This is a genomic window from Ignavibacteriales bacterium (assembly GCA_016709155.1).
In the GTDB taxonomy this organism is placed as follows: Bacteria; Bacteroidota; Ignavibacteria; order Ignavibacteriales; family Ignavibacteriaceae; genus JADJEI01.
In genome coordinates this window covers 1571749-1593467 of sequence record JADJEI010000001.1, presented here as the reverse complement: position 1 = coordinate 1593467, position 21719 = coordinate 1571749, and the positions used below count along the sequence as shown (strand labels likewise).

Below are 21719 nucleotides of genomic sequence, written 5' to 3'. Positions count from 1 at the left end.
TCTCTGTTTAAAGGGAAGAAGGAGCCGAATCTTAATAATTTCTCCGTCTAAATGTTTTTCAAAGCTCATTTAGTTTTGAATAGAAGCAGAAATAAACGGTGAAGGGTTATTCTTTTTTAAAACACTCGTTAAAACCTCTCTTAATTCCGGAACGCGCCCAATTGATTTTTATGGTACGTATGTTGGCGTGATAAAACGACCGGCATAGGGCAATATGTTTGGTCAAACTTCTGCGGGGAACTCTGCAAGCCGGGATAGGGCCGAGAACCGGAATCTGCTTAATGAGTTTCTCCGCAGTAAGTTGTTCGAAAGAGAAGTATTTTTGTAACAAAGAATAAAGAGGAGATAAAATGAAATCATTATTAATGTTTTTTTTACTTGCGACTTTTTTTTCTTTCTCAACTTATGTTGATGCCCAGTGGATAAGACAAACAAACGGCTTACCGGAAGATTGGGGTATAGGTTGGGCGATTGATGCATCAGATAGTAACAATGCTTTGATCTCAACCAATACCGGACTTTTCAAAACAACTGATGGGGGGGATAGCTGGACTAAAGTTGATCTGCCTGATACAATCATCGAAACAGTAGTAGATGTTTCTATTTCTGATGAGTCCAACTTTTGGATAGCAACCGACCTTGGAAAAATAATTGCAACTACTAATGCAGGCGATAATTGGTCAATCCAATTTGATGACGAATCACTGACACAATTCATGAATTACATCGAAATGTTTGATGAGTCAAACGGGGTTGCGATGGGAGATGCACCTTTTACATTTGCGAATAAACCGGCAGTATTTTTAATTACATCAGACGGCGGCTCCACCTGGGTAAAATCAAATGATACAACGTTTATTGATGTTTGGTCAGGTGACACTTGGCGGCGGCTCGATTTCACGGATCCGATGCATGGTTACTTTTATGAGTCGGGAATTAACCCGGAGAAATTATTTAAAACAAGCGATGGATGTGCAAGCTGGATCGAAGCCAATTACAGTGGTTCCTGCTCAGTGCTTAAATGTTTTAATGAGGAAATAATTTTATTGCAATCAATGGCTTGCAATCCACAATGTGTCGGTACAATTCACAAAACAACTGATGGTGGAGGTACATGGACAGAGTCACATTCGGGAGATGGCTGGGGAAACGATTTTGAATTCATGCCCGGTGATGCTTCGAAAGTATTTTTTACTGATTATGATAATCTTTTTTTCAGCAGTGATACGGGAAATACATGGATCAGTATATTTGTTGATACAACCGAACTGAAACTAAGAGACATTGTTTTTACAGATTCAAATCACGGTTGGATTTTGGGTGACAATGGAAAATTGTTCAAAACAAATTCAGGGGGAGTTATTACAGGATTAAACGAATCAGAAAATTTGCCAATTGAGTTTTCACTTTCTCAAAACTACCCCAACCCATTTAACCCTACAACCAGCATTCAGTATCAAGTATCCAGTAGCTCTCGAGTAACATTAAAGGTCTATGATATACTTGGGAATGAAGCGGCAAATCTTGTAAACGCACAAAAGCCAGCAGGCAAATACAAAGTGAAGTTTGACGCAACAAACCTTGCCAGTGGAGTTTACTTATACAGAATGCAGGTTAACCCAGTAAGCGGTGCAGGCGGCTTTACTGAAACGAAAAAAATGGTCGTGTTGAAATGAAATTTTTTGCCGAACTTTTAAGGTGAAAGCAATGAAAAGACCCATAATTATTTTAGTCATCAGTTTAGTCCTATTGACTTCAAAATTAATTTTCCCGCAGCAGATAAAGTTATTCTACCCGGAAGATGGAAGTTTTTTGGAATACAATCGAACTGCCTATACTAACCATTTAATTACTTGGTCCGGACCTCCAAGAGATTCCATCAAAATTTATTATTCAATTGACAATGAAATTTCATGGCAATTGGCAGGAATTAATCATTACTTCGTAAGTGACACATCAGTTTTTTGGGATCTACCCGATACAACAAATGTTAAATGCAAAATTAAAGTTGTGGAAACTTCAGACACAATAAATTTTGATCAGAACCAAATTCCATTTACTCTTTATTCTACTGATCTCAACTACATCGCAATAAATGAAATACTAATGTGGATAAACAATAATGGAATCGGTTCGCAAGATCCCCTATCCGGCGGATCCGGATTAATTTGGCCTGGCGGAGTAAATGGAACACTAACAGCAACTTACTTAGACGGTTTGTGGTGGGCTTGTCTTGTCGGTGGTGAAAAGAGAGCGAACGGTAGTTATTTTACCAGAAGCGGAATAAGACCGGGAGTTATTAATAATGATGGTCAACCATCTGATCCAACCGATAGTAGTTATAAAATATGGAAAATTAGAAAAGATTGGGAATCACTACCCCCTGGTGAAGAAAGAGATGAGTATGAATTCGACTACAACAATTGGCCTGCAGAAATCGGAGCTCCGTGGGAAGATATAAACGGAGATGGGATTTTTACCCGCGGTGTTGATTTACCAAAATTTATTGGGGAAGAAACATTATGGTACGTTTCAAACGATATTGATACGGTAAAAAGTTTAAGTGTTTTCGGCAGCCTTCCCATTGGCTTAGAATTTCAGGTGACAACCTGGGGACATAAATCAGATATATTAAAGGATGTAGTATTCAAAAAGTACAAAATTATTAATAAAGGAAATCAGATTGCAGAGAATATGATTCTTGGATTCTGGTCTGATGATGATTTAGGTTTTGCTGGTGACGATTATCCTGGTTGTGACTCGCTGTTAAATATGGGATATATTTTCAATGGCGATAATGATGATGAGTCGTATTACGGTACACCTCCCCCCGCAATTGGACGGATGATTATACAGCCTCCAATTGTTTCTGCATCGCAAACTGACAGTGCCAGGTACGGTTATGGCTGGCGGCAAGGCTATAAAAATTTAAGAATGAGCGCTTACAGCCCCGGATTTAAAAATATGGGTGGACTGCCTCAAGATGTTCAGGTAGGAACTTATGAAGGAACAATTGAAGTTGATAATTTGCTTCACGGATTAGGCAACTTTGGTGATAGTTTAATTAATCCTTATTCAGGTCTTGGATCAATCTTTCCTCTCAATGGAGATCCGGAATCTGGAACAGGCTGGTATTGCGGAGAAGGCTGGCCCGATGGTCCGTCTCCTGGTGACAGAAGATCGCTTATTCCATCGGGGCCATTTACGTTAGCTCCCGGTGATACCAATGAATTTGTTTTTGCTGTATTCCTTCAAAAAGGAACAGATAACTTAAACAGTATCACAAAAATAAAACAATACGCGGCATTTTTGCAGACTTGGTACAACACCACCCTTGTTACGGAAGTTAATGAAGTCAAGAATATTATTCCATCAGAGTTTTCATTATCACAAAACTATCCCAACCCCTTTAACCCAACAACCAGCATTCAATATCAAGTATCCAGTAGCTCTCAAGTAACATTGAAAGTATATGACATACTAGGGAATGAAGTAGCAAATCTTGTAAACTCAGAAAAGCCAGCAGGCAAATACAAAGTAGAGTTTGACGCAACAAACCTTGCCAGTGGAGTTTACTTTTACAGAATACAGGTTAACCCTGTAAGCGGGGCAGGCGGCTTTACTGAAACAAAAAAAATGGTTGTACTGAAATGAATAAGTTGATTCAATCAAGAATTTTATTATTTGTCAAAATTTTAGTTGCTATTGTTGCAATAATTCCGTTGAGAGCGCAGAGCATAACTTTTGAAAGACTATTCCCAAATCTTGACGAACCAAATGCAGTTGGTCTCAAGTTGTTAGAGCTTAATGATGGAAATTATTTAATTGCTGGATCGCGGTCGAATGATCCTTTATATTATAATTTTTATGATGACTGGTCTAATCTTATATTACTAAAGACAGATATGTATGGTTACAATATTTGGCAAAAGGAAATTCAAACCGTTCAATCGCAATTCAGGCCATCAAATCAGGTTCTTCTCACAGATCAGAATGAAATTCTAGTGCTGTCAATTAAAAATGTTCAAAACGTTAACACACTAAATATTTCTAAATTCGATTTTGATGGAAACGAAATAATTGAAATAAACCTGCTGGCTGATTCAACCCTGAGGGGATGTGCAATAAAATCATTAGGGAACGATGGTTATTTAATCACAGCCTGTAATGATGATAACCAAAATAATATAAGAATTATCAGCCTGGATAAATCATTTAACAATCTCTGGGAAAAAAATATTAATTTTTTCTATCCTTCACTGTATCATGGAAGTTTATCAATTACTAAATGGGGAAATGATGGTTATGCAATTGGATTTAAGAGCAGAATTATTAAAATCAGTTCTGTTGGAGATAGTCTCTTTTCTATTTCAAATGCTCACAGTTTTATTACAGATACTAAGGACGGAGATATTCTTGTTTCCGGTTCTGAACTTACAAAACTTAATCCTAATGGAATTGATGTATGGTCTTATGATTTTGAAAAAGAACTTGGCCCAGTGATTCAATCTGAAGATGGCAATTATATAGTAATAATTCACAACACAAAATATAATAATCCATATTCGATTCAGAAGATGAATGATGTCGGGAATATAATCTGGACAAAAAATATTTTGGGACGAGGCTTTAGTATTTTAGAAACAATTGACTACTCTTTGTTATTGACAGGCAAATGGTACTATTATTATGATGCACTTTGGATGCTCAAAACAGATTCTTCAGGAGAACACACTGCTATAAATATACTTTCACCCGTGGGTGGAGAAGAATTACTTACCTTTAACTTTTATGAAATTAGATGGTACAGCAGTAATGTTGAAAAAGTAAATATATACTATTCGACCAACGAAGGAATTGACTGGAATATAATTGTTTCAAATGTAAATGCAGATACCGGGGTTTATAATTGGACTGTTCCATTGTTGTTTACTGATAGTATAAAAATAAAAATTGAAGATTCTAACAATCCGGATATATTTAATTTAACAGAATATCCAATCTATATATCCGTGTATCAACCAACAGATTACCTCTCCGTAAATGAAATATTTATGTGGATCGGAAACGACGGTATGGGTTCGCACGATCCAAGAACCGATGCCAGCGGGTTCTTTTGGCCTGGCGGCGATTCTGCTACTATCGCCGCAATTTTTAATGATGGTTTGGTCTGGGGTGGAAAAGTTAATGGAGAAATTAAGGTCAACGGCAATACATATCGAGCCGGGCTTCAACCGGGGAAAATACTTGAAGATGGTACTGCGGATAATCCACTTTCAACTCAAAGCAAAATATTTAAGATTAGAAAAGACTGGCAATCACTCACCGAAGGAATTCTAAAAGAGAGACTTGAATACGATTACAACCACTGGCCTATTGAAGCGGGAGCCCCGTGGGATGATGTAAATGAAGATGGTGTTTATACCCCCGGCTTTGATAAACCAAAATTCATTGGTGATGAAACTCTATTCTACGTTGCAAATGATCTTGATACCGCGACATCAAGATTTGCTTATGGCTCAGATCCAATTGGTTTAGAATTCCAAACAACCGTATTTGGTTTTAACAGAGAAGACTTGAAAGATGTTGTATTCAAGAAATACAGAGTGATAAACAAAAGTAACAGCGATATTGAAGATATGTATTTTACTTACTGGACCGATGATGATATGGGTAATGCGGGGGATGATTATGAAGGATTTGACTCAGCATACAATATGGGCTATAGTTTTAATGGGGATAACAATGATGAAGGTTATTATGGAACACCTCCTCCAGCAGTTGGGCATATGATTGTTCAGGGTCCAATCATTCAAGCTACAATTGAAGATAGTGCTTTGTTTAATAATGGTTGGGAAATAGGATTCAGAAATCTTAAAATGACTTCTTCCGGAATGATTATGAAATGGGATGGATATTATTGGCCTGGGGATCCAGATTTAGGAGTTTATGAAGGGACACTTCAGTTTTATAATATGATGCAGGGACTTAGTATGGATGGAAGTCAATTAATTAATCCAATCACCGGCGAGCCAACACTCTGGCCATTATCTGGTGACCCCGTTTCTGGCATTGGCTGGTATGAAGGAGAGGGCTGGCCCGGTGGAGATTCCCCTGGAGATCACAGATATCATGTACCTTCAGGTCCTTTCAATCTAGCCGCCGGTGATACACAAGAAATTGTTATTGCCATTCCTATTGCAAGAGGAACGGATAACATAAACAGCATAACAAAACTAAGAGAGCTTGCAGCTCACGTGCAGGAGTTTTATAACACAGAGCTTGTTGAAATATTGAACACCAAAGAAACAATTGCCCCAACAGGTTATACTTTATTCCAAAACTACCCCAACCCGTTTAATCCAAAAACCACAATTGAATATGAAGTGCCCGAAAAGGCGAATGTGACAATAAAAATATATGACATACTCGGAAGAGAAGTAAAAACTCTTGTAAATAACGAAGAGAAAATAAGGTGGAAATACAAAGTAGAGTTTGATGCAACAAACATTGCCAGCGGAGTTTACTTTTACAGAATGCAGGTTAACCCTGTAAGCGGGGCAGGCGGCTTTACTGAAACAAAAAAAATGGTGATGTTGAAATGAAAATCAGAAAGTTATTTTTATGAAGGCAAAAATTATATTCCTTCGTTTCCTATTCACAATGATTATCTCAATAACCGTTAATTCGCAGACTATTACGTTTGAAAGAAGCTATCCAAGTTTTGGCGAACCACTTTTTGTTGGATTAAAAACATTTGAGCTCCCCGATGGTAGTTTTATAGTCGCAGGAAGTAGAAACCAGACTATTTATTTTGGTGGCGGTTATTATCCAGAGTGGACAAACATAGTTTTAATGAAGATAAATAATTTGGGTTACACTATTTGGCGTAAAGAAATCAGTACAGCCAAATCACTATTCAGACCAACAAATCAAACGCTTATTACTGCTCAAAATGAAATTCTACTGCTCACAATCCAAAGCGTTGATAGTATAAATACTTTGAATATCAAAAAGTTTGATTTTGCCGGTAACGAAAAATTAAGTGCTAATCTTATCAGCGATTCAACTATTGGCGGGTGTGCTGTTAAGGAAGTTGGAGATGGAGGATACTTGATTACTTATGGAGATATATTCTCAGATAATCCAATCAGTATTTTAAAAATTGATGAGCAACTCAATATTACATGGAATAAAAAGATAATGACTAATTCACCATCATTCATTTATGGAAGTTTTAGTATCCTTAAGTTTGGTTCAACCAGCTATGCGGTTGGTTTCAAATCAACCATTTTGAAAATAGACCTAAGTGGAGATAGTCTTTCTACTTTTTATAAAAAACACAACTTTGTTTCAGAATCTTCAGACGGCAATATTATTATTACCGGTGATAAAATGTTTAGCAAACTCGATTCACTGGGCAACGTCCTTTGGATTCGTGACTTCGCAAAAGATCCCGGACCCGTTATTCAGTCTTCAGATGGTAACTATATATTATTCGTTAATAATTCAGACTACAACAATCCATATTCAATTCAAAAAATGGATGAAGCAGGAAATGTAAATTGGAAAATAGATGTGCAAGGATTAGCGTTTGATATTTCAGAGTCTATAGATAACTCTTTAATCATATCCGGTAAGATTTATCAGTATTATTATTATAATAATTTGGTAGAATATTGTTGGGTTTTGAAAACTAATTCATTGGGAAATTCCAATTCGATAAATCTTATAACACCAATAGGTTATGAGAACATACTAACTTTCAATAATTATACTATCGGCTGGCATAGCAACGGAACTGAGAGGGTAAATCTTTTATATTCAACTGATGATGGAAACACCTGGAAATTTTTTGCAGAAAATATTAATGCCACTACCAGTGAATACATCTGGTCTGTTCCTTTACTTTTTACTGACAGCATAAAAATAAAAATTTCAGATTCAGACAATCCAAATATTTTTAATTACTCGGAATATCCGATTTACGTTTCCATCTATCAGTCCACAGATTACATATCCACAAATGAAATATTTATGTGGATTGGAAACAACGGTATGGGTTCGCACGATCCAAGAACCGATGCCAGCGGGTTCTTTTGGCCTGGCGGAGATTCAGCAACTATTCCTGCAATCTTTGCAGATGGATTAGTTTGGGGTGGAAAAGTTAATGGAGAGATCAGAGTCAATGGAGATACTTACAGATACGGATTACAGCCAGGCAGGATTTTAGAGGATGGCAAAGCGGATAATCCACTTGCAACACAAAGCAAAATATTTAAGATTAGAAAAGATTGGCAATCACTCCCCGAAGGAATATTAAAAGTAAGACTTGAATACGATTACAACCACTGGCCCATAGAAGCAGGAGCCCCGTGGGATGATGTAAATGAAGATGGTGTTTATACTCCTGGTTTTGATAAACCAAAATTCATTGGTGATGAAACTCTATTCTACGTTGCAAATGATCTTGATACTGCTACATCAAGATTTACTTATGGATCAGATCCAATTGGTTTAGAATTCCAAACAACCGTATTTGGTTTTAACAGAGAAGACTTGAAAGACGTTGTATTCAAGAAATACAGAGTGATAAACAAAAGTAACAGCGATATTGAAGATATGTATTTTACTTACTGGGCAGATGTTGATATGGGCAATCCCAATGATGATCTTTCGGCCTTTGACTCAACTTATAATATGGGTTATGTTTATAATGGTTATAATGATGATGAATATTATGGAACAGCACCTCCCGCAGTAGGACATCAGATCGTTCAAGGCCCGATAATTTCTACATTAGAAAATGATAGCGCACGATTTGAATATGGTTGGAAAATTGGTTTTAATAATCTAAAAATGAGTTCTTCTGGATTGATTATGAAAACATCAATCTCATGGCCGAATGATCCAAACCTTGGTGATTATGAGGGAACAATTCAATTCTATAATATGATGCAAGGTCTTCAGCAGGACGGATCCCCGATAATAAATCCATACACAGGAGAATCAACAATTTGGCCATTATCGGGAGATCCTGTGAATGGTACCGGCTGGTACCTGATGCCTGGTTGGCCCAGAGGTTGGGATCAAAGGTATCACGTCCCAACTGGTCCATTCAATTTAGCGGTTGGTGATACTCAGGAAATTGTTATTGCTATTCCTATTGCAAGAGGAACAGACAATATAAACAGCATAACAAAACTTAGAGAACTTGCAACTCACGTGCAGGAGTTTTATAACACAGAGCTTGTTGAAATTCTTAACACCAAAGAAACAATTGCCCCAACAGGTTATACTTTATTCCAAAACTACCCCAACCCGTTTAATCCAAAAACCACAATTGAATATGAAGTGCCCGAAAAGTCAAATGTGACAATAAAAATATATGACATACTCGGAAGAGAAGTAAAAACTCTCGTAGATAATGAAGAGAAAATAAGATGGAAATACAAAGTAGAGTTTGACGCTACAAACATTGCCAGCGGAGTTTACTTTTACCGAATGCAGGTTAACCCTGTAAGCGGGGCAGGCAGCTTTACTGAAACTAAAAAAATGGTGGTGTTGAAATGAAAATCAGAAGGTGATTTCTATGAAGAAAAGAATTATACTGCTTTGTTTTCTATTGACTATTATAATTTCAATAGCCGCTAATACGCAGACAATTACCTTTGAAAGAAGCTATCCGAACTTTGGGATTAATGAACTTATAGGATTAAAAACATTAGAACTTCCGGGTGGCGGTTATTTGTATGCTGCAAGTCAACTCAGCTATATATATGTAAATGGATCCAATATCCGGCAATGGACAAATGTAATTCTAATCAAAACAGATCAAAATGGATATACTCTGTGGCGAAAAGAGATAGAAACTCTTCCAACAGAATATAGAAAAACTAATCAGATACTGATTACCGAACAAAATGAAATTCTTTTAATCACTGTTCAAAGTGCGGATAGTTTAAATGCTCTGAACTTAAAGAAATTCGATCTTAGTGGTAATGAAACATTTAACTCAAATCTAATTATTGATTCATCAATTGTTGGTTGTGCAATCACAAAGACTGAGTCCGATGGTTATTTAGTCGCATATATAGGAAATGGAATCAGCCCTCCTGTCAATATTATTAAAACAGATTTTCAATTGAACATTATATGGCAGAAAAAAATATACGCAGCAACACCAACTATGACCGTGGGTGACTTTTTTCTAAAAAAGTGGGGGGCTGATGGTATTGCCGTCGGATATAGGAACCAGATACTAAAAATAAATTCGCAAGGAGATAGTATCTTAGTCGCAAATCGAATACACAAGTTTACTTCAGAACTCAATGATGGATCTTTACTTTTATCAGGGACTAAATCAGTCATAAAACTTGATTCAATGAATAATGTTATTTGGACACGAAATTTTTTAAGAGATCCTGGACCTGTAATACAAACTTCTGATGGAAATTATTTAATAAATATTAATTCATATCCGGATTCATTAATTAAAATCGATGAGACAGGAAATGTATTATGGAAAAAGCCTGTATATGGAGAGGTTTATCATATAATTGAAAATTCTGATAATTCAATTTTAAGTTCAGGAATTTTGTATGCATATTTTAATATTGTTGATTATGGTTATAAATATATTAGAAACCCATGGCTGCTTAAAACCGATTCATTTGGAAATTATAACTCAATAAATCTTATAACTCCTATTGGTGGTGAAAATATTTTAACTTTTAATGGTTTAATAATTGGCTGGCATAGCAATGGAGTTGAAAGAATAAATCTCTTCTATTCAATTGATGATAGAAATAATTGGAATTTGATTGCAGAAAATATTGATGCTGATTCAGGTCAGTATAAATGGTCAGTTCCATTATTATATACTGACAGTATTAAAATAAAAATTGAAGATACTAATAACCCGAATATATTTAATTATTCTGAATATCCTATTTATGTTTCAATATATCAGCCAACAGATCATATTTCAACTAATGAAATATTTATGTGGATTGGAAACGACGGTATGGGTTCGCACGATCCAAGAACCGATGCCAGCGGGTTCTTTTGGCCTGGCGGCGATTCTGCTACTATCGCCGCAATTTTTAATGATGGCTTAGTTTGGGGAGGAAAAGTAAATGGTGAAATTAGAGTGAATGGAAATACATATCGAGCTGGGCTTCAACCGGGGAAAATACTTGAAGATGGTACTGCGGATAATCCACTTTCAGCTCAAAGCAAAATATTTAAGATTAGAAAAGACTGGCAATCACTCACCGAAGGAATTCTAAAAGAGAGACTTGAATACGATTACAACCACTGGCCTATTGAAGCGGGAGCCCCGTGGGATGATGTAAATGAAGATGGTGTTTATCCCCCGGCTTTGATAAACCCAAATTCATTGGTGATGAAACTTTATTCTATGTTGCAAATGATCTTGATACTGCGACATCAAGATTTGCTTATGGCTCAGACCCAATTGGTTTAGAATTCCAAACAACCGTATTTGGTTTTAATAGAGAAGATCTTAAAGATGTAGTTTTCAAAAAGTATAAAGTTATTAATAAAGGTAAAACAGTTATTACCGATATGTATTTTACTTACTGGACCGATGATGATATGGGTAATGCGGGGGATGATTATGAAGGGTTTGACTCGACATACAATATGGGCTATAGTTTTAATGGGGATGACAATGATGAAGGTTATTATGGAACACCTCCTCCAGCGGTTGGGCATATGATTGTTCAGGGTCCAATCATTCCCTCTTTATATGGAGATAGCGCAAGATATGATAAAGGTTGGAAGAGAGGATATAGAAATTTAAAAATGGCTTCTTCCGGAATGAACTTAAAGGGTCAGATCTTTTATCCCACCGATCCTGATCTTGGAGTTTATGAAGGGACAGTTCAGTTTTATAATATGATGCAGGGACTTAATATGGATGGAAGCTCAATAATTAATCCAATCACCGGCGAGCCAACACTCTGGCCATTATCTGGTGACCCCGTTTCTGGCATTGGCTGGTATGAAGGAGAGGGCTGGCCCGGTGGAGATTCCCCTGGAGATCACAGATTTCATGTACCTTCAGGTCCTTTCAATCTAGCCGCCGGGGATACTCAGGAAATAGTTATCGCCATTCCTATTGCAAGAGGAATTGATAATATTAACAGCATAACAAAACTTAGAGAGCTTACTGCACACGTGCAGGAGTTTTATAACACAGAGCTTGTTGATATTCTTAACACCAAAGAAACAATTGCTCCATCAGGTTATACTTTATTTCAAAACTACCCCAACCCCTTTAATACCAAGACTACAATTGAGTATGAGGTACCCGAAAAGGCGAATGTGACAATAAAGATATATGACATACTCGGAAGAGAAGTAAAAACTCTCGTAGAAAACGAAGAGAAAGTAAGGTGGAAATACAAAGTAGAGTTTGATGCAACAAACATTGCCAGCGGAGTTTACTTTTACAGAATGCAGGTTAACCCTGTAAGCGGGGCAGGCGGCTTTACTCAAACTAAAAAAATGGTGGTACTAAAGTGAAAATGCATATTTAAAAATATTAAAATCAAGCGGGGATAAAAATTAGATGAGATCGTCCTTTTACAATATAATGATAAACCATAAACATTTTTTAAGTTTAAATCAATACATAGGAGTAATTATGAAAACAAAAATAAGCAACCTGATTATTTTTTTAATTCTGTTGAATGCTTTGATTCAAGCTCAAAGCCTTCAAAAAGCTGGCGATCAAATTTTTACTAATGATAATTATAATTTTATCTCAGTAAATGAAGTTTATCAATGGCAGGGAAATAATGGTAGTAGTTCTCATGATCCACTGTCGGATGGGAGTGGTTTCTATTGGCCCGGAGGTGAAGCCGCAACAAATTCAGCAATATTTGCTGATGGATTAATCTGGGGCGGAAAGATCAATGGACAGATATACTTCAATGGTTCCACTTATCGGTATGGATTACAAGCAGGGAAAATTCTTGATGATGGTTCACCCGACGACCCAAGTTTGTTGAAGTATAGGATATATAAAATTTTAAAAGGATGGGAAAACCTTCCGCCCGGTGAAAGACGGGATGAATACGAAAGGGACTATAACGAGTGGCCGGTTGAAGATGGCGCCCCTTGGATTGATGTGAATGGAGACGGAGTTTTCACTTTTGGTGTAGACGAACCCGAATTCGTGGGAACAGAAAATTTGTGGTATGTTTCTAACGATCTGGATTCTGCTAGAACAACCTTTACTTATGGAAGTCAACCGATCGGTTTGGAAGTACAAGCTGCCACTTATTCTTTTTCCGAAACGAACTTTTTAAAAGATGCTGTGTTTAGAAAATATCTTTTAGTAAACGAAAGTAATAATAATATAGATAGCCTGTTCATTGGTTACTGGAGTGACGACGATTTAGGATTTGCCGGAGATGACTTTTCTGGCTGCGACAGTATTTTGAATCTTGGTTATACCTATAATAGCGACAATTTTGATGAGAACTATTATGGCGAAAATCCACCTGCAATAGGACATCTGTTGTTGCAAGGGCCAATTGTAGAAGCGGGGCAAAATGATAGTGCATATTTTAAATGTCATTGGCGCAAAGGTTTTAGAAATCTTCCCATGACATCATTTGCGTTTTATATAGGCAGCAGTGCAGTGTATAGGGACCCGGATCTGGGCAGCTATTCGGGTTCTATTGAATTTTATAATTATTTAAATGGGAAACTATGGGATGGTAGTTCGTTTATTGATCCTCATACTCAGCAAGCAGTAAAATATCCTTTAGCAGGAAATCCTGGACTAGGGGAGGGTTGGTACGAAGGAGACGGCTGGCAAGATGGACCCGCACCCGGGGATAGAAGAATACTAATCTCATCAGGTCCATTTACTATGGCTCCTGGCGACACTCAAGAAATTGCTATCTGTATTTTTGCAGCAATGGGAAGTAATAATCTTAATAGCATTAGTGTGTTAAAAAATAATGCTGAACTGATAAGCGGGTTTTATATTCCCGGTTTAATTAATTCAGTAGAAAACACAGGATCAGATTTTCCCACCTATTATGCTTTATCTCAAAACTATCCTAACCCCTTTAATCCTATAACTACGATCAAGTATGCGTTATCTGAAAATGGATTTGTAACCTTAAATGTTTATAATCCACTTGGGGAATTAGTAGCAGAGCTTGTAGATAAAATGCAAACAATAGGTCAATATGAGGTGGGGTTTAATTCAGATAAGCTGACCAGTGGTGTTTATATTTATACTTTAAAAGTCAATGACTTTGTGCTAAGTAAGAAAATGGTAGTACTTAAATAGTATCATATAACTCAAGTTATGCAAAGGTAAACTTTATGTCATTATGTCTGTTGGATAATGAATTGTTTCAGGATCTTCTTTCTTAAAATTTTTAGATGCTGAAATGAATTCAGCATGACAATTACGTAATGCGAATTAATGATAAAGATGACATCCTAAAAGGAGATGTCATCTTTATCAAATTATAGTACTACTTTTTACTTACAACAATATCACCACCTGAAGTTTCGGCGTGAAGAAGATTTCCACCAGAATTCAAATCGCCTTCAAGTTTTGAGGAAGATTTTTTGCCTACGTTGTTAGTTGTAAGCTCGCAGGAAATATCCCCGCCCGAAGTATACAATTTTGCAGCAGCACTAAAATCAGCAGGGAGTTTTATCATTATATCTCCGCCTGACGTACTTAAATCAATTCCATCATTTGCGCCTGAATAATCAAGCACAATATCACCACCTGAAGTTTCGGCTTTTACTTTTGAATTCATTCCGCTCAAATGGATATCTCCGCCTGAAGTTTCCGCAGAGACATCTCCCTCAAAATTATTAGCAATCACATCACCGCCGGAAGTGGAAAGCATCATCAAACCTTTGCTGTTTTCGGTTGATATATCACCGCCCGAAGTTGATACGTCTAATTTTCCGTGCGAGTTTTTTACTATTATATCCCCTCCTGAAGTGCTTAAATATTGATCTCCGGAAACATCCGCAAATTTAATATCACCCCCGCTGGTAGAAACTTTAGTATTGAAAGACGCAGGAACTTTGATTTCAAATCTTAATTTTACTCCGCTTCCAAACCAGTTGAATAATGATCCGGTCTTTTTAGCTTTTACTTTTACTAAGTCCGATGTTCCATTAAACTCAAATTCAATTTTGTCCTCGGCTTTTTCATTACCGAGTACTTTAATATAAACTTCCGATTTGTCCCACGAAGTTATCATTACATCACCAACCGAAGCATCAAGCTCAATTTTTTTACCGGGTGATATTTGAAATGTTTTTTCGTGCAGAACCTTTAGGTCGTCCGATAAGTTATTCTTGTCTGATGAATAAGCACAAGACAAAGGTATAACCATTGCGAGTAGAAAAGTTAAATAGCTGAAAAAGTTTTTTTGTGTTGACATATTTTGCTCCTTTTTTATGTTTAGACTTAAGAAAAAGAATTTGGTTACTGCATTTATAAATAACTGAGAAATCAATCTTCAAATGCTTTGTTTGTTTCCTGTTGAAAAAGATTATTACAATTTCACAGGTGAAAAAACTAAAAGCTAAAGTCTAATCCAACCTCATTCTTATATGCGGAAATAATTTTTGTTGAGCGGCAATATGAAACAGTGAAATGACAAGCAAATAAAGCATAAATATTTTTTATCATCAATTTTGGAGTAGCAAGGATTGATTTTGTTCTGGTTATTATCATAAAAAAATCTATTTTGGAAGTAACAAAAATCAAATCACTTTTGTCTAAACGGCAGGATAAATAAATGTTCAAGAAAATTGAAAAAGAAAAAGTACAGATGACCTGTCCACTTTGCCGTGCGAAAATAAATGAGGTGTGGGTTTGTAAGTTGGATTCGGTTATCGGAGTAAGATATGCATACTTCTGCAGCGGCTGCCAAAAAATGCTGAGTATAAGTAAGGAGAGGGAAATTTATAGTCTGCCTCACGAACTGAAAAAATTTAATCTGAATAAAAATATTCTCAGTTAATTGTATCTAACAGTATAAATTATTCCAGGAGAATAATACCCCCGCCCAGACAAACCATGTCATCATAAAAAACTGCAAATTGTCCAGGCGCTATTCCGCGATCACCTTTATCCAACTGAACTAAGGCACTATCATCATTGATGAATTTTAAATTGCAATTATAATACTGGGCGCCGTGCCTAATCTTTATTTTTAGATTTTCTTTTGAAGGCTGTTCTCCAGCGATCCAATTGAACTTTCCGACTAAAAATTTATCTCTGCTTAATTCTTGCGTATTCTGTCTTGAAATAAAGACGATATTATTCTCGATATCTTTTTTCACAACATACCAGGGACCGCCGGATAACCCCAACCCCGAGCGCTGCCCAATGGTATAAAAATAATATCCTTTATGTCTGCCAAGCTTTTTTTGAGTTTCAATTTCAATTATATCCCCGGATAATTCTCCGAGATGATGTTTAATAAACTCATCAAATTTTATCTGACCCAAAAAGCAAATGCCCTGGCTGTCTTTGCGATCCATGTTTGCAAGTTCATATTTATGAGCAAGGTCTCTTACTTGCTGTTTATTAAAATCACCCAACGGAAAATATGCTCTGCTTAATTGCTGCTGTGTGAGATATGCGAGAAAATATGTTTGATCTTTGACAGGATCAGGAGTAGTTTTTAAAATATATTTTGATCTATCACATATAACTTTTGCATAATGCCCGCTTGCAACTTTTTTAAAAGCAGAATCAATCTTATCATAAAACTGCCCGAACTTAATCAGGCTGTTACAGAACATATCAGGGTTGGGGGTTCTTCCTTCTTTAATTTCATCTATTGTGTATGAAACTACCGAGTCCCAATACTCTGTTTGAAGAGGGAGCACTTCGAGAGGTACCCCAGCCTTCTCACAGACAGCACGAGCAAACTTTAAGTCTTCTTCCCAGGGGCAGTCGCCAAGAAAAGAAAATTCATCCTGCAGCCAAATTTTTTAAATAAAAAGCAGTAAGATTATGATTTTGTTCTTTCAACAAATTCAATGCAACAGAGCTGTCAACTCCGCCGGAAAGTAAAACTGCAATTTTCATTTTTTAATTCCGATTCTATTTATCACTTCATCGTAAACAGGTTTTGGAACTTTGCTAAGTAGAATTGTTTCGAGAGCTTTTCCGCCATTTATTTTATGATAAAAACCAATTGTGAAATTATTTTTTCCATCCCTAATAACCATCATCCCGCGATGCTTACCGCTGAATATTCCGCCTTGAAGCAACGAAATATCTTCGTAACAAATCTCAGCAATCTTTTTAGAAAAAATAAATTTATCGCAGTACAATTTCTCGTCATCGGCTTTTATTCTGAACGGCATAATTTTGTACATGCGCAAGTAAGTCTTATTCAAATAATAAATAATAAAAAGATTTATGAGTGTTGGCAGAACAAAATACAGCTCCCTATCAATGTTCAAGACGAGATAAACAAGATAGGCTGATAATATAAAAGTAAGTGGAATATTTCCGTAACGAAATAATAACTTGTAAAATAAAGGATAGTAATATGTCTTCATCTTTAATTTTAATTCAAAAATAATCTGATGAAAATTTAACAATTTTTTGACTCGCATTCCTGAAATTTCTGTTTCAATATTTTTCCAATAAACTAAATAATGCTGCCTTAAAAAAACAAAACAAAGCAGTAACAGTGGACAGGACAAGCAATACGTCAGTCATCAAATGTCAATTGTCAAATGGAATGGAACATTGCTGGTTTCGCTCCTGGTTTTGGTACAACAACCGTACTAAAAATACGATCTTGCTGCGCTGGGGTGTGGTAATATTTCTCTAAAAGGGAACGAGTTGTTCCCCTTGTTATTTTTAATTTTTTCTCAAATATAATTTCAATAAATTTAATTAATGAATTTATTAATTGCCCCAAGGCTATCTGCTATTTTGCTTGCATTGCTTGTAACCTTTCTTTGGTCAACATCGTTTGTGATTATTAAGTGGGGCTTGACTGAAATTCCGCCCATTACATTTGCAGGACTTCGATACTTCATTGCGTTTATTTGTCTGCTTCCGTTTGCATTCACAAATAAAAATATTAAAGTCATTAAATCATTAGCGAAAAAAGATTGGATAAATCTTTCACTTCTTGGATTGATGTTTTATCCGCTTACGCAAGGTGCGCAGTTTATCGGCTTATCACTCATCCCGGCAGTTACTGTTAGTCTGTTACTTAATTTTACCCCCATCGTTGTTGCTTTTATGGCGATCGTTTTGATTTCAGAGTATCCAACAAACCTTCAGTGGTTTGGTACCTTTCTTTTTCTGACTGGTATAATTATTTACTTTGTTCCAATAAATTTTTTGGAAAATGAGCAAGCGGGATTGTTTGTAATGTTAATCGGGGTTTTCGCAAATGCCGGGTCTGCTGTTCTTGGAAGAAAAGTAAACAGATCCGGCAAATTTAGTCCGTTTATTGTTACGCTTGTAAGCATGGGTGTGGGATCTTTTGTATTAATCATTACTGGTATATTTGTTCAAGGGATTAATCAAATCAGTAAGGAAAATTTATTTTATCTTTTATGGCTTGCAATTGTAAACACGGCTCTTGCATTTGTATTATGGAATAAAACTCTGCAAATGTTGAGCGCAATGGAATCAAGTATTATTAATGGAACTATGTTAGTTCAGATAGCATTACTTGCATGGATTTTTCTGGGAGAGGAAATATCAATGCAAGAAGGATTGGGAATGTTTGCAGCGGCTTGCGGTGCGGTGCTCGTTCAGCTAAAAAGGAAATAAACTTATCATTTGAACTTTCGTTTAGTAAAAAAAATTATTCCTTAATCGTGTCAATCTTTTTAGATATTTTTACAATCACTTATTATTAAAACTTCTTTTTATGAAGGCATTTATGAAATTATTAATATTTTTTGTGTGCTTGACTATGGCAGCAATTGGACAAACAAAACCTGAAGACGTGAAAACTTTTCAACTTAAAAACGGAATGAAGATAATAGTTCTCGAAGATCATTCAATCCCGAATGCAAATATGTATTTATTCTGGCGTGTCGGTTCACGAAATGAATATCCCGGCATTACGGGGCTTTCACACTTCTTCGAACATATGATGTTTAACGGTGCTAAAAAATACGGACCAAAAGAATTCGACAGAACTATGGAAGCTGCCGGCGGTTCGAACAATGCGTACACAACAGAGAATGTAACTGTTTACACTGATTGGTTTCCAAGTTCATCTCTCGAATTAATGTTTGAACTTGAAGCCGATAGAATTGCCGATTTAAATTTCGATGACAAAATGATCGAAAGTGAACGCGGAGTTATACTTTCTGAAAGGAGTACCGGGCTTGAGAACAGTAATTGGGAATATCTCAATCAGGAACTGCTTGGTGTTTCGATGGTAGCCCATCCTTATCATTGGCCTGTTATTGGGTATGAATCGGACATAAAGGGGTGGCAGAAAAAAGATCTTCAAAATTATTTTAAAACTTATTATGCACCAAACAATGGAAGCGTAGTGATAGTAGGTGATGTCAATTTTGATGAAGTGAAAAAACTGGCCGAAAAATATTTTGAACCAATCCCTGCACAGGATGCGCCGCGAAAAATTCATACAGTTGAACCTAATCAACTCGGCGAGAAAAGAATTTTTGTTAAGAAAGATGTTTTTACTCCCAACGTTATGTTTGCTTATCATGTTCCTGCTACCGGCTCTGAAGATTTTTACGCTCTCGAACTTCTCAATTCAATTTTAACAAGCGGCAATTCTTCACGGCTTTATAGTTCAATCATTGATAAACAGCAGCTTGCAACTGATGTAGAAACTTATTTCCCGCAGGCGTTTGATCCCTTTCTCTTTTTCATTTATGCAGTTGCAAATGATGGAGTGAGCGCTCTTCAACTTGAGAATGCGATTGAAGATGAATTAAGCAAAATTATTTCAGAAGGCGTGTCTGAGAATGAACTTCAAAAAGTAAAAAATCAAAAGCATTCTGAATTTTATCACTCGCTCGAAACCATAAATGGCAAAGCTAACACACTCGGCACTTATGAAATGTTTTTTGGTGATTATAAAAAAATGTTCAATGCACCGAAAGATTTTAAGAAAGTCACGACGGAAGATATTAAACGAGTTGCTGCAAAATATTTTGTAAAAACAAACAAAACAATTGGGATAATGCAGGGAGAGGAGAATTAAAAATGAAAAAGCATAATTTATTATTCACCAAAGTATTTATTATTACCATTTTATTATCAACGATGTTCAACACAATGGCACAAATGGAATCAAAAAAGTTTTCGCTACCCCCTTATGAAAAAGTAACCCTTTCCAACGGACTGACTGTTTATTTAATGGAACGCCATGAAGTTCCATTAATTTATATTACAGCAGTCTTTCCCGCAGGTGCAGTTAATGACGGAGAAAAAAACGGGTTAGCTTCCTTCACTTCAGATGCGTTGTTATACGGGACAAAGAGCTTCACTAAAAATCAGATAGAAGAAACTTTTGATTTTTTTGGTGCTAATATTAACACAAATGCGGGAACCGAAACATCAACCCTATCAACTTCATTCATAAAAGATGATGCTGATAAAATTTTACCAATATTGAAAGAAATAATTGTTGATCCGGTTTTCCCCAAAGAAGAAATAAATAAACGTCAGCAGCGCTGGCTTGTTGAACTTGAACAGGCAAAAGAGAGTCCGCGGAGTGTGATTCGTTCTTACTTCAACAAATTTATTTTTGCCAATAGCGTTTACGGCAATCCTGTTAACGGGACATCAACAGGAATTACAGCTATCACTCCAATTGATATTCAGAATTTTTATAAATCAAATTATCAGCCTTCGCTTTCGGCAATCGCAATTGTCGGAGATTTTTCTACTTCTGAAATGAAAGAAAAAATTTCGTCATTATTCGGAAACTGGAAATCGGTTGAGTTTGACGGAGTAAAAATATTTGAAACTCCTGAATTAAAATTTGAAAAGAGCCGTGTATTACTTGTAAACAAAAGCGATTCTTATGAAACCACTTTTCTGATTGGTGGGGCGGGGGTTACAAGAAATAATTCCGATTTTGTCGGGCTTCAAGTAATTAACACAATACTCGGCGGAAGATTTACTTCCTGGTTGAATGATGAACTGCGTGTAAATTCGGGATTGACTTACGGTGCGCGAAGTTCATTTGTTCCTTATAAATATTCCGGGACTTTTCTAATCAGCACTTTCACAAAAACTTCAACAACTATTCAGGCAATTGATCTTGCACTTGAAACTTACAATCGCCTTTGGGCAAAAGGCATTGATGATAAAACTCTTTCATCTGCAAAAAATTATATTAAAGGACAGTTTCCCCCAGACTATGAAACTTCCGGCGACCTTGCAAACTTATTGACTGAAATGTTCCACTTCGGATTGGATGATTCTTTTATAAATGATTTTGAAAAAAATGTTGACGCTTTTACTATTGAAAAATCAAAAGAAATAATCAATAAATATTTTCCAAAAGATAAACTTCAGTTTGTACTAATCGGCAAAGCAGATGAGTTGCGCAGTGAAGTAAAAAAATACGGCGAAGTGTTAGAGAAAGAAATTACTGCAGAAGGATTTTAGGTTTTTTCTGCTGAAGCAATGATTAAAATTCTTTAAAACTGAAAAGTTT

13 protein-coding genes and 1 pseudogene are annotated in these 21719 nt (G+C 36.2%); 11 read left to right on the top strand and 3 right to left on the bottom strand.

The annotated features are described in order from the left end of the window. Window positions 1-350 precede the first annotated feature (350 nt). The 7 genes from IPH11_07645 to IPH11_07615 all read left to right on the top strand — a co-directional run bounded on the left by IPH11_07645 (window position 351) and on the right by IPH11_07615 (window position 14338). Complete coding sequence (locus IPH11_07645) at window positions 351-1676, top strand: T9SS type A sorting domain-containing protein (protein MBK6913531.1); 1326 nt, start codon at window positions 351-353, stop codon at window positions 1674-1676. Between the two features lie 1288 nt (window positions 1677-2964). Next, window positions 2965-3654, top strand: coding sequence for a T9SS type A sorting domain-containing protein (locus IPH11_07640; GenBank protein ID MBK6913530.1), 690 nt, complete (start codon window positions 2965-2967; stop codon window positions 3652-3654). A gap of 2321 nt (window positions 3655-5975) precedes the next feature. After that, window positions 5976-6605, top strand: a complete 630-nt coding sequence (locus IPH11_07635; protein ID MBK6913529.1) for a T9SS type A sorting domain-containing protein — start codon at window positions 5976-5978, stop codon at window positions 6603-6605. 19 nt (window positions 6606-6624) lie between these two features. Then, the gene (locus IPH11_07630) at window positions 6625-9573 is read left to right on the top strand and encodes a T9SS type A sorting domain-containing protein (protein MBK6913528.1); all 2949 of its coding nucleotides are present in this window, start codon (window positions 6625-6627) and stop codon (window positions 9571-9573) included. A gap of 19 nt (window positions 9574-9592) precedes the next feature. Beyond that, window positions 9593-11488, top strand: coding sequence for a hypothetical protein (locus IPH11_07625; protein MBK6913527.1), 1896 nt, complete (start codon window positions 9593-9595; stop codon window positions 11486-11488). Between the two features lie 434 nt (window positions 11489-11922). Continuing rightward, window positions 11923-12552 carry a T9SS type A sorting domain-containing protein gene (locus IPH11_07620; protein ID MBK6913526.1) on the top strand — a complete coding sequence of 210 codons (630 nt, stop codon included), beginning with the start codon at window positions 11923-11925 and terminating at the stop codon, window positions 12550-12552. 121 nt (window positions 12553-12673) lie between these two features. Continuing rightward, window positions 12674-14338, top strand: coding sequence for a T9SS type A sorting domain-containing protein (locus IPH11_07615; protein MBK6913525.1), 1665 nt, complete (start codon window positions 12674-12676; stop codon window positions 14336-14338). A gap of 190 nt (window positions 14339-14528) precedes the next feature. Here the strand turns inward: IPH11_07615 and IPH11_07610 are convergent, their stop codons facing one another. Further along, window positions 14529-15461 (bottom strand): DUF4097 family beta strand repeat protein, encoded by a 933-nt coding sequence (locus tag IPH11_07610; protein ID MBK6913524.1) that lies wholly within the window; start codon window positions 15459-15461, stop codon window positions 14529-14531. Window positions 15462-15821: 360 nt separating this feature from the next. Between IPH11_07610 and IPH11_07605 the strand changes: the two genes are divergently transcribed. After that, entirely contained in the window at window positions 15822-16046 is a 225-nt protein-coding gene (locus tag IPH11_07605; protein MBK6913523.1) for a hypothetical protein, read from the top strand. A gap of 19 nt (window positions 16047-16065) precedes the next feature. Here IPH11_07605 and mnmA read toward each other — a convergent pair. Further along, a pseudogene (gene mnmA / locus IPH11_07600) lies at window positions 16066-17122 on the bottom strand (tRNA 2-thiouridine(34) synthase MnmA). After that, window positions 17119-17601 (bottom strand): hypothetical protein, encoded by a 483-nt coding sequence (locus IPH11_07595; protein ID MBK6913522.1) that lies wholly within the window; start codon window positions 17599-17601, stop codon window positions 17119-17121. Before IPH11_07595 ends, mnmA begins: the two are co-directional and overlap by 4 nt. Before the next feature lie 346 nt (window positions 17602-17947). Between IPH11_07595 and IPH11_07590 the strand changes: the two genes are divergently transcribed. The 3 genes from IPH11_07590 (at window position 17948) to IPH11_07580 (ending at window position 21670) form a co-directional block, all read left to right on the top strand. After that, window positions 17948-18838 (top strand): DMT family transporter, encoded by an 891-nt coding sequence (locus IPH11_07590; GenBank protein MBK6913521.1) that lies wholly within the window; start codon window positions 17948-17950, stop codon window positions 18836-18838. A gap of 100 nt (window positions 18839-18938) precedes the next feature. Then, window positions 18939-20255: an insulinase family protein gene (locus IPH11_07585; protein ID MBK6913520.1), complete on the top strand. Its 1317-nt coding sequence runs from the start codon at window positions 18939-18941 to the stop codon at window positions 20253-20255. 62 nt (window positions 20256-20317) lie between these two features. Continuing rightward, window positions 20318-21670, top strand: coding sequence for an insulinase family protein (locus IPH11_07580; GenBank protein MBK6913519.1), 1353 nt, complete (start codon window positions 20318-20320; stop codon window positions 21668-21670). Window positions 21671-21719: the final 49 nt, after the last annotated feature.

What these genes read in the sequence shown, in the direction of transcription:
- IPH11_07620 (MBK6913526.1), top strand. Translation starts at nt 11,923, where the DNA reads ATGATGCAGGGACTTAATATGGATGGAAGCTCAATAATTAATCCAATC.
- IPH11_07580 (MBK6913519.1), top strand. Translation starts at nt 20,318, where the DNA reads ATGTTCAACACAATGGCACAAATGGAATCAAAAAAGTTTTCGCTACCC.
- IPH11_07615 (MBK6913525.1), top strand. Translation starts at nt 12,674, where the DNA reads ATGAAAACAAAAATAAGCAACCTGATTATTTTTTTAATTCTGTTGAAT.
- IPH11_07595 (MBK6913522.1), bottom strand. Translation starts at nt 17,601, where the DNA reads ATGAAGACATATTACTATCCTTTATTTTACAAGTTATTATTTCGTTAC.
- IPH11_07610 (MBK6913524.1), bottom strand. Translation starts at nt 15,461, where the DNA reads ATGTCAACACAAAAAAACTTTTTCAGCTATTTAACTTTTCTACTCGCA.
- IPH11_07630 (MBK6913528.1), top strand. Translation starts at nt 6,625, where the DNA reads ATGAAGGCAAAAATTATATTCCTTCGTTTCCTATTCACAATGATTATC.
- IPH11_07585 (MBK6913520.1), top strand. Translation starts at nt 18,939, where the DNA reads ATGAAGGCATTTATGAAATTATTAATATTTTTTGTGTGCTTGACTATG.
- IPH11_07625 (MBK6913527.1), top strand. Translation starts at nt 9,593, where the DNA reads ATGAAGAAAAGAATTATACTGCTTTGTTTTCTATTGACTATTATAATT.
- IPH11_07635 (MBK6913529.1), top strand. Translation starts at nt 5,976, where the DNA reads ATGATGCAGGGACTTAGTATGGATGGAAGTCAATTAATTAATCCAATC.
- IPH11_07605 (MBK6913523.1), top strand. Translation starts at nt 15,822, where the DNA reads ATGTTCAAGAAAATTGAAAAAGAAAAAGTACAGATGACCTGTCCACTT.
- IPH11_07590 (MBK6913521.1), top strand. Translation starts at nt 17,948, where the DNA reads ATGAATTTATTAATTGCCCCAAGGCTATCTGCTATTTTGCTTGCATTG.
- IPH11_07645 (MBK6913531.1), top strand. Translation starts at nt 351, where the DNA reads ATGAAATCATTATTAATGTTTTTTTTACTTGCGACTTTTTTTTCTTTC.
- IPH11_07640 (MBK6913530.1), top strand. Translation starts at nt 2,965, where the DNA reads ATGGGTGGACTGCCTCAAGATGTTCAGGTAGGAACTTATGAAGGAACA.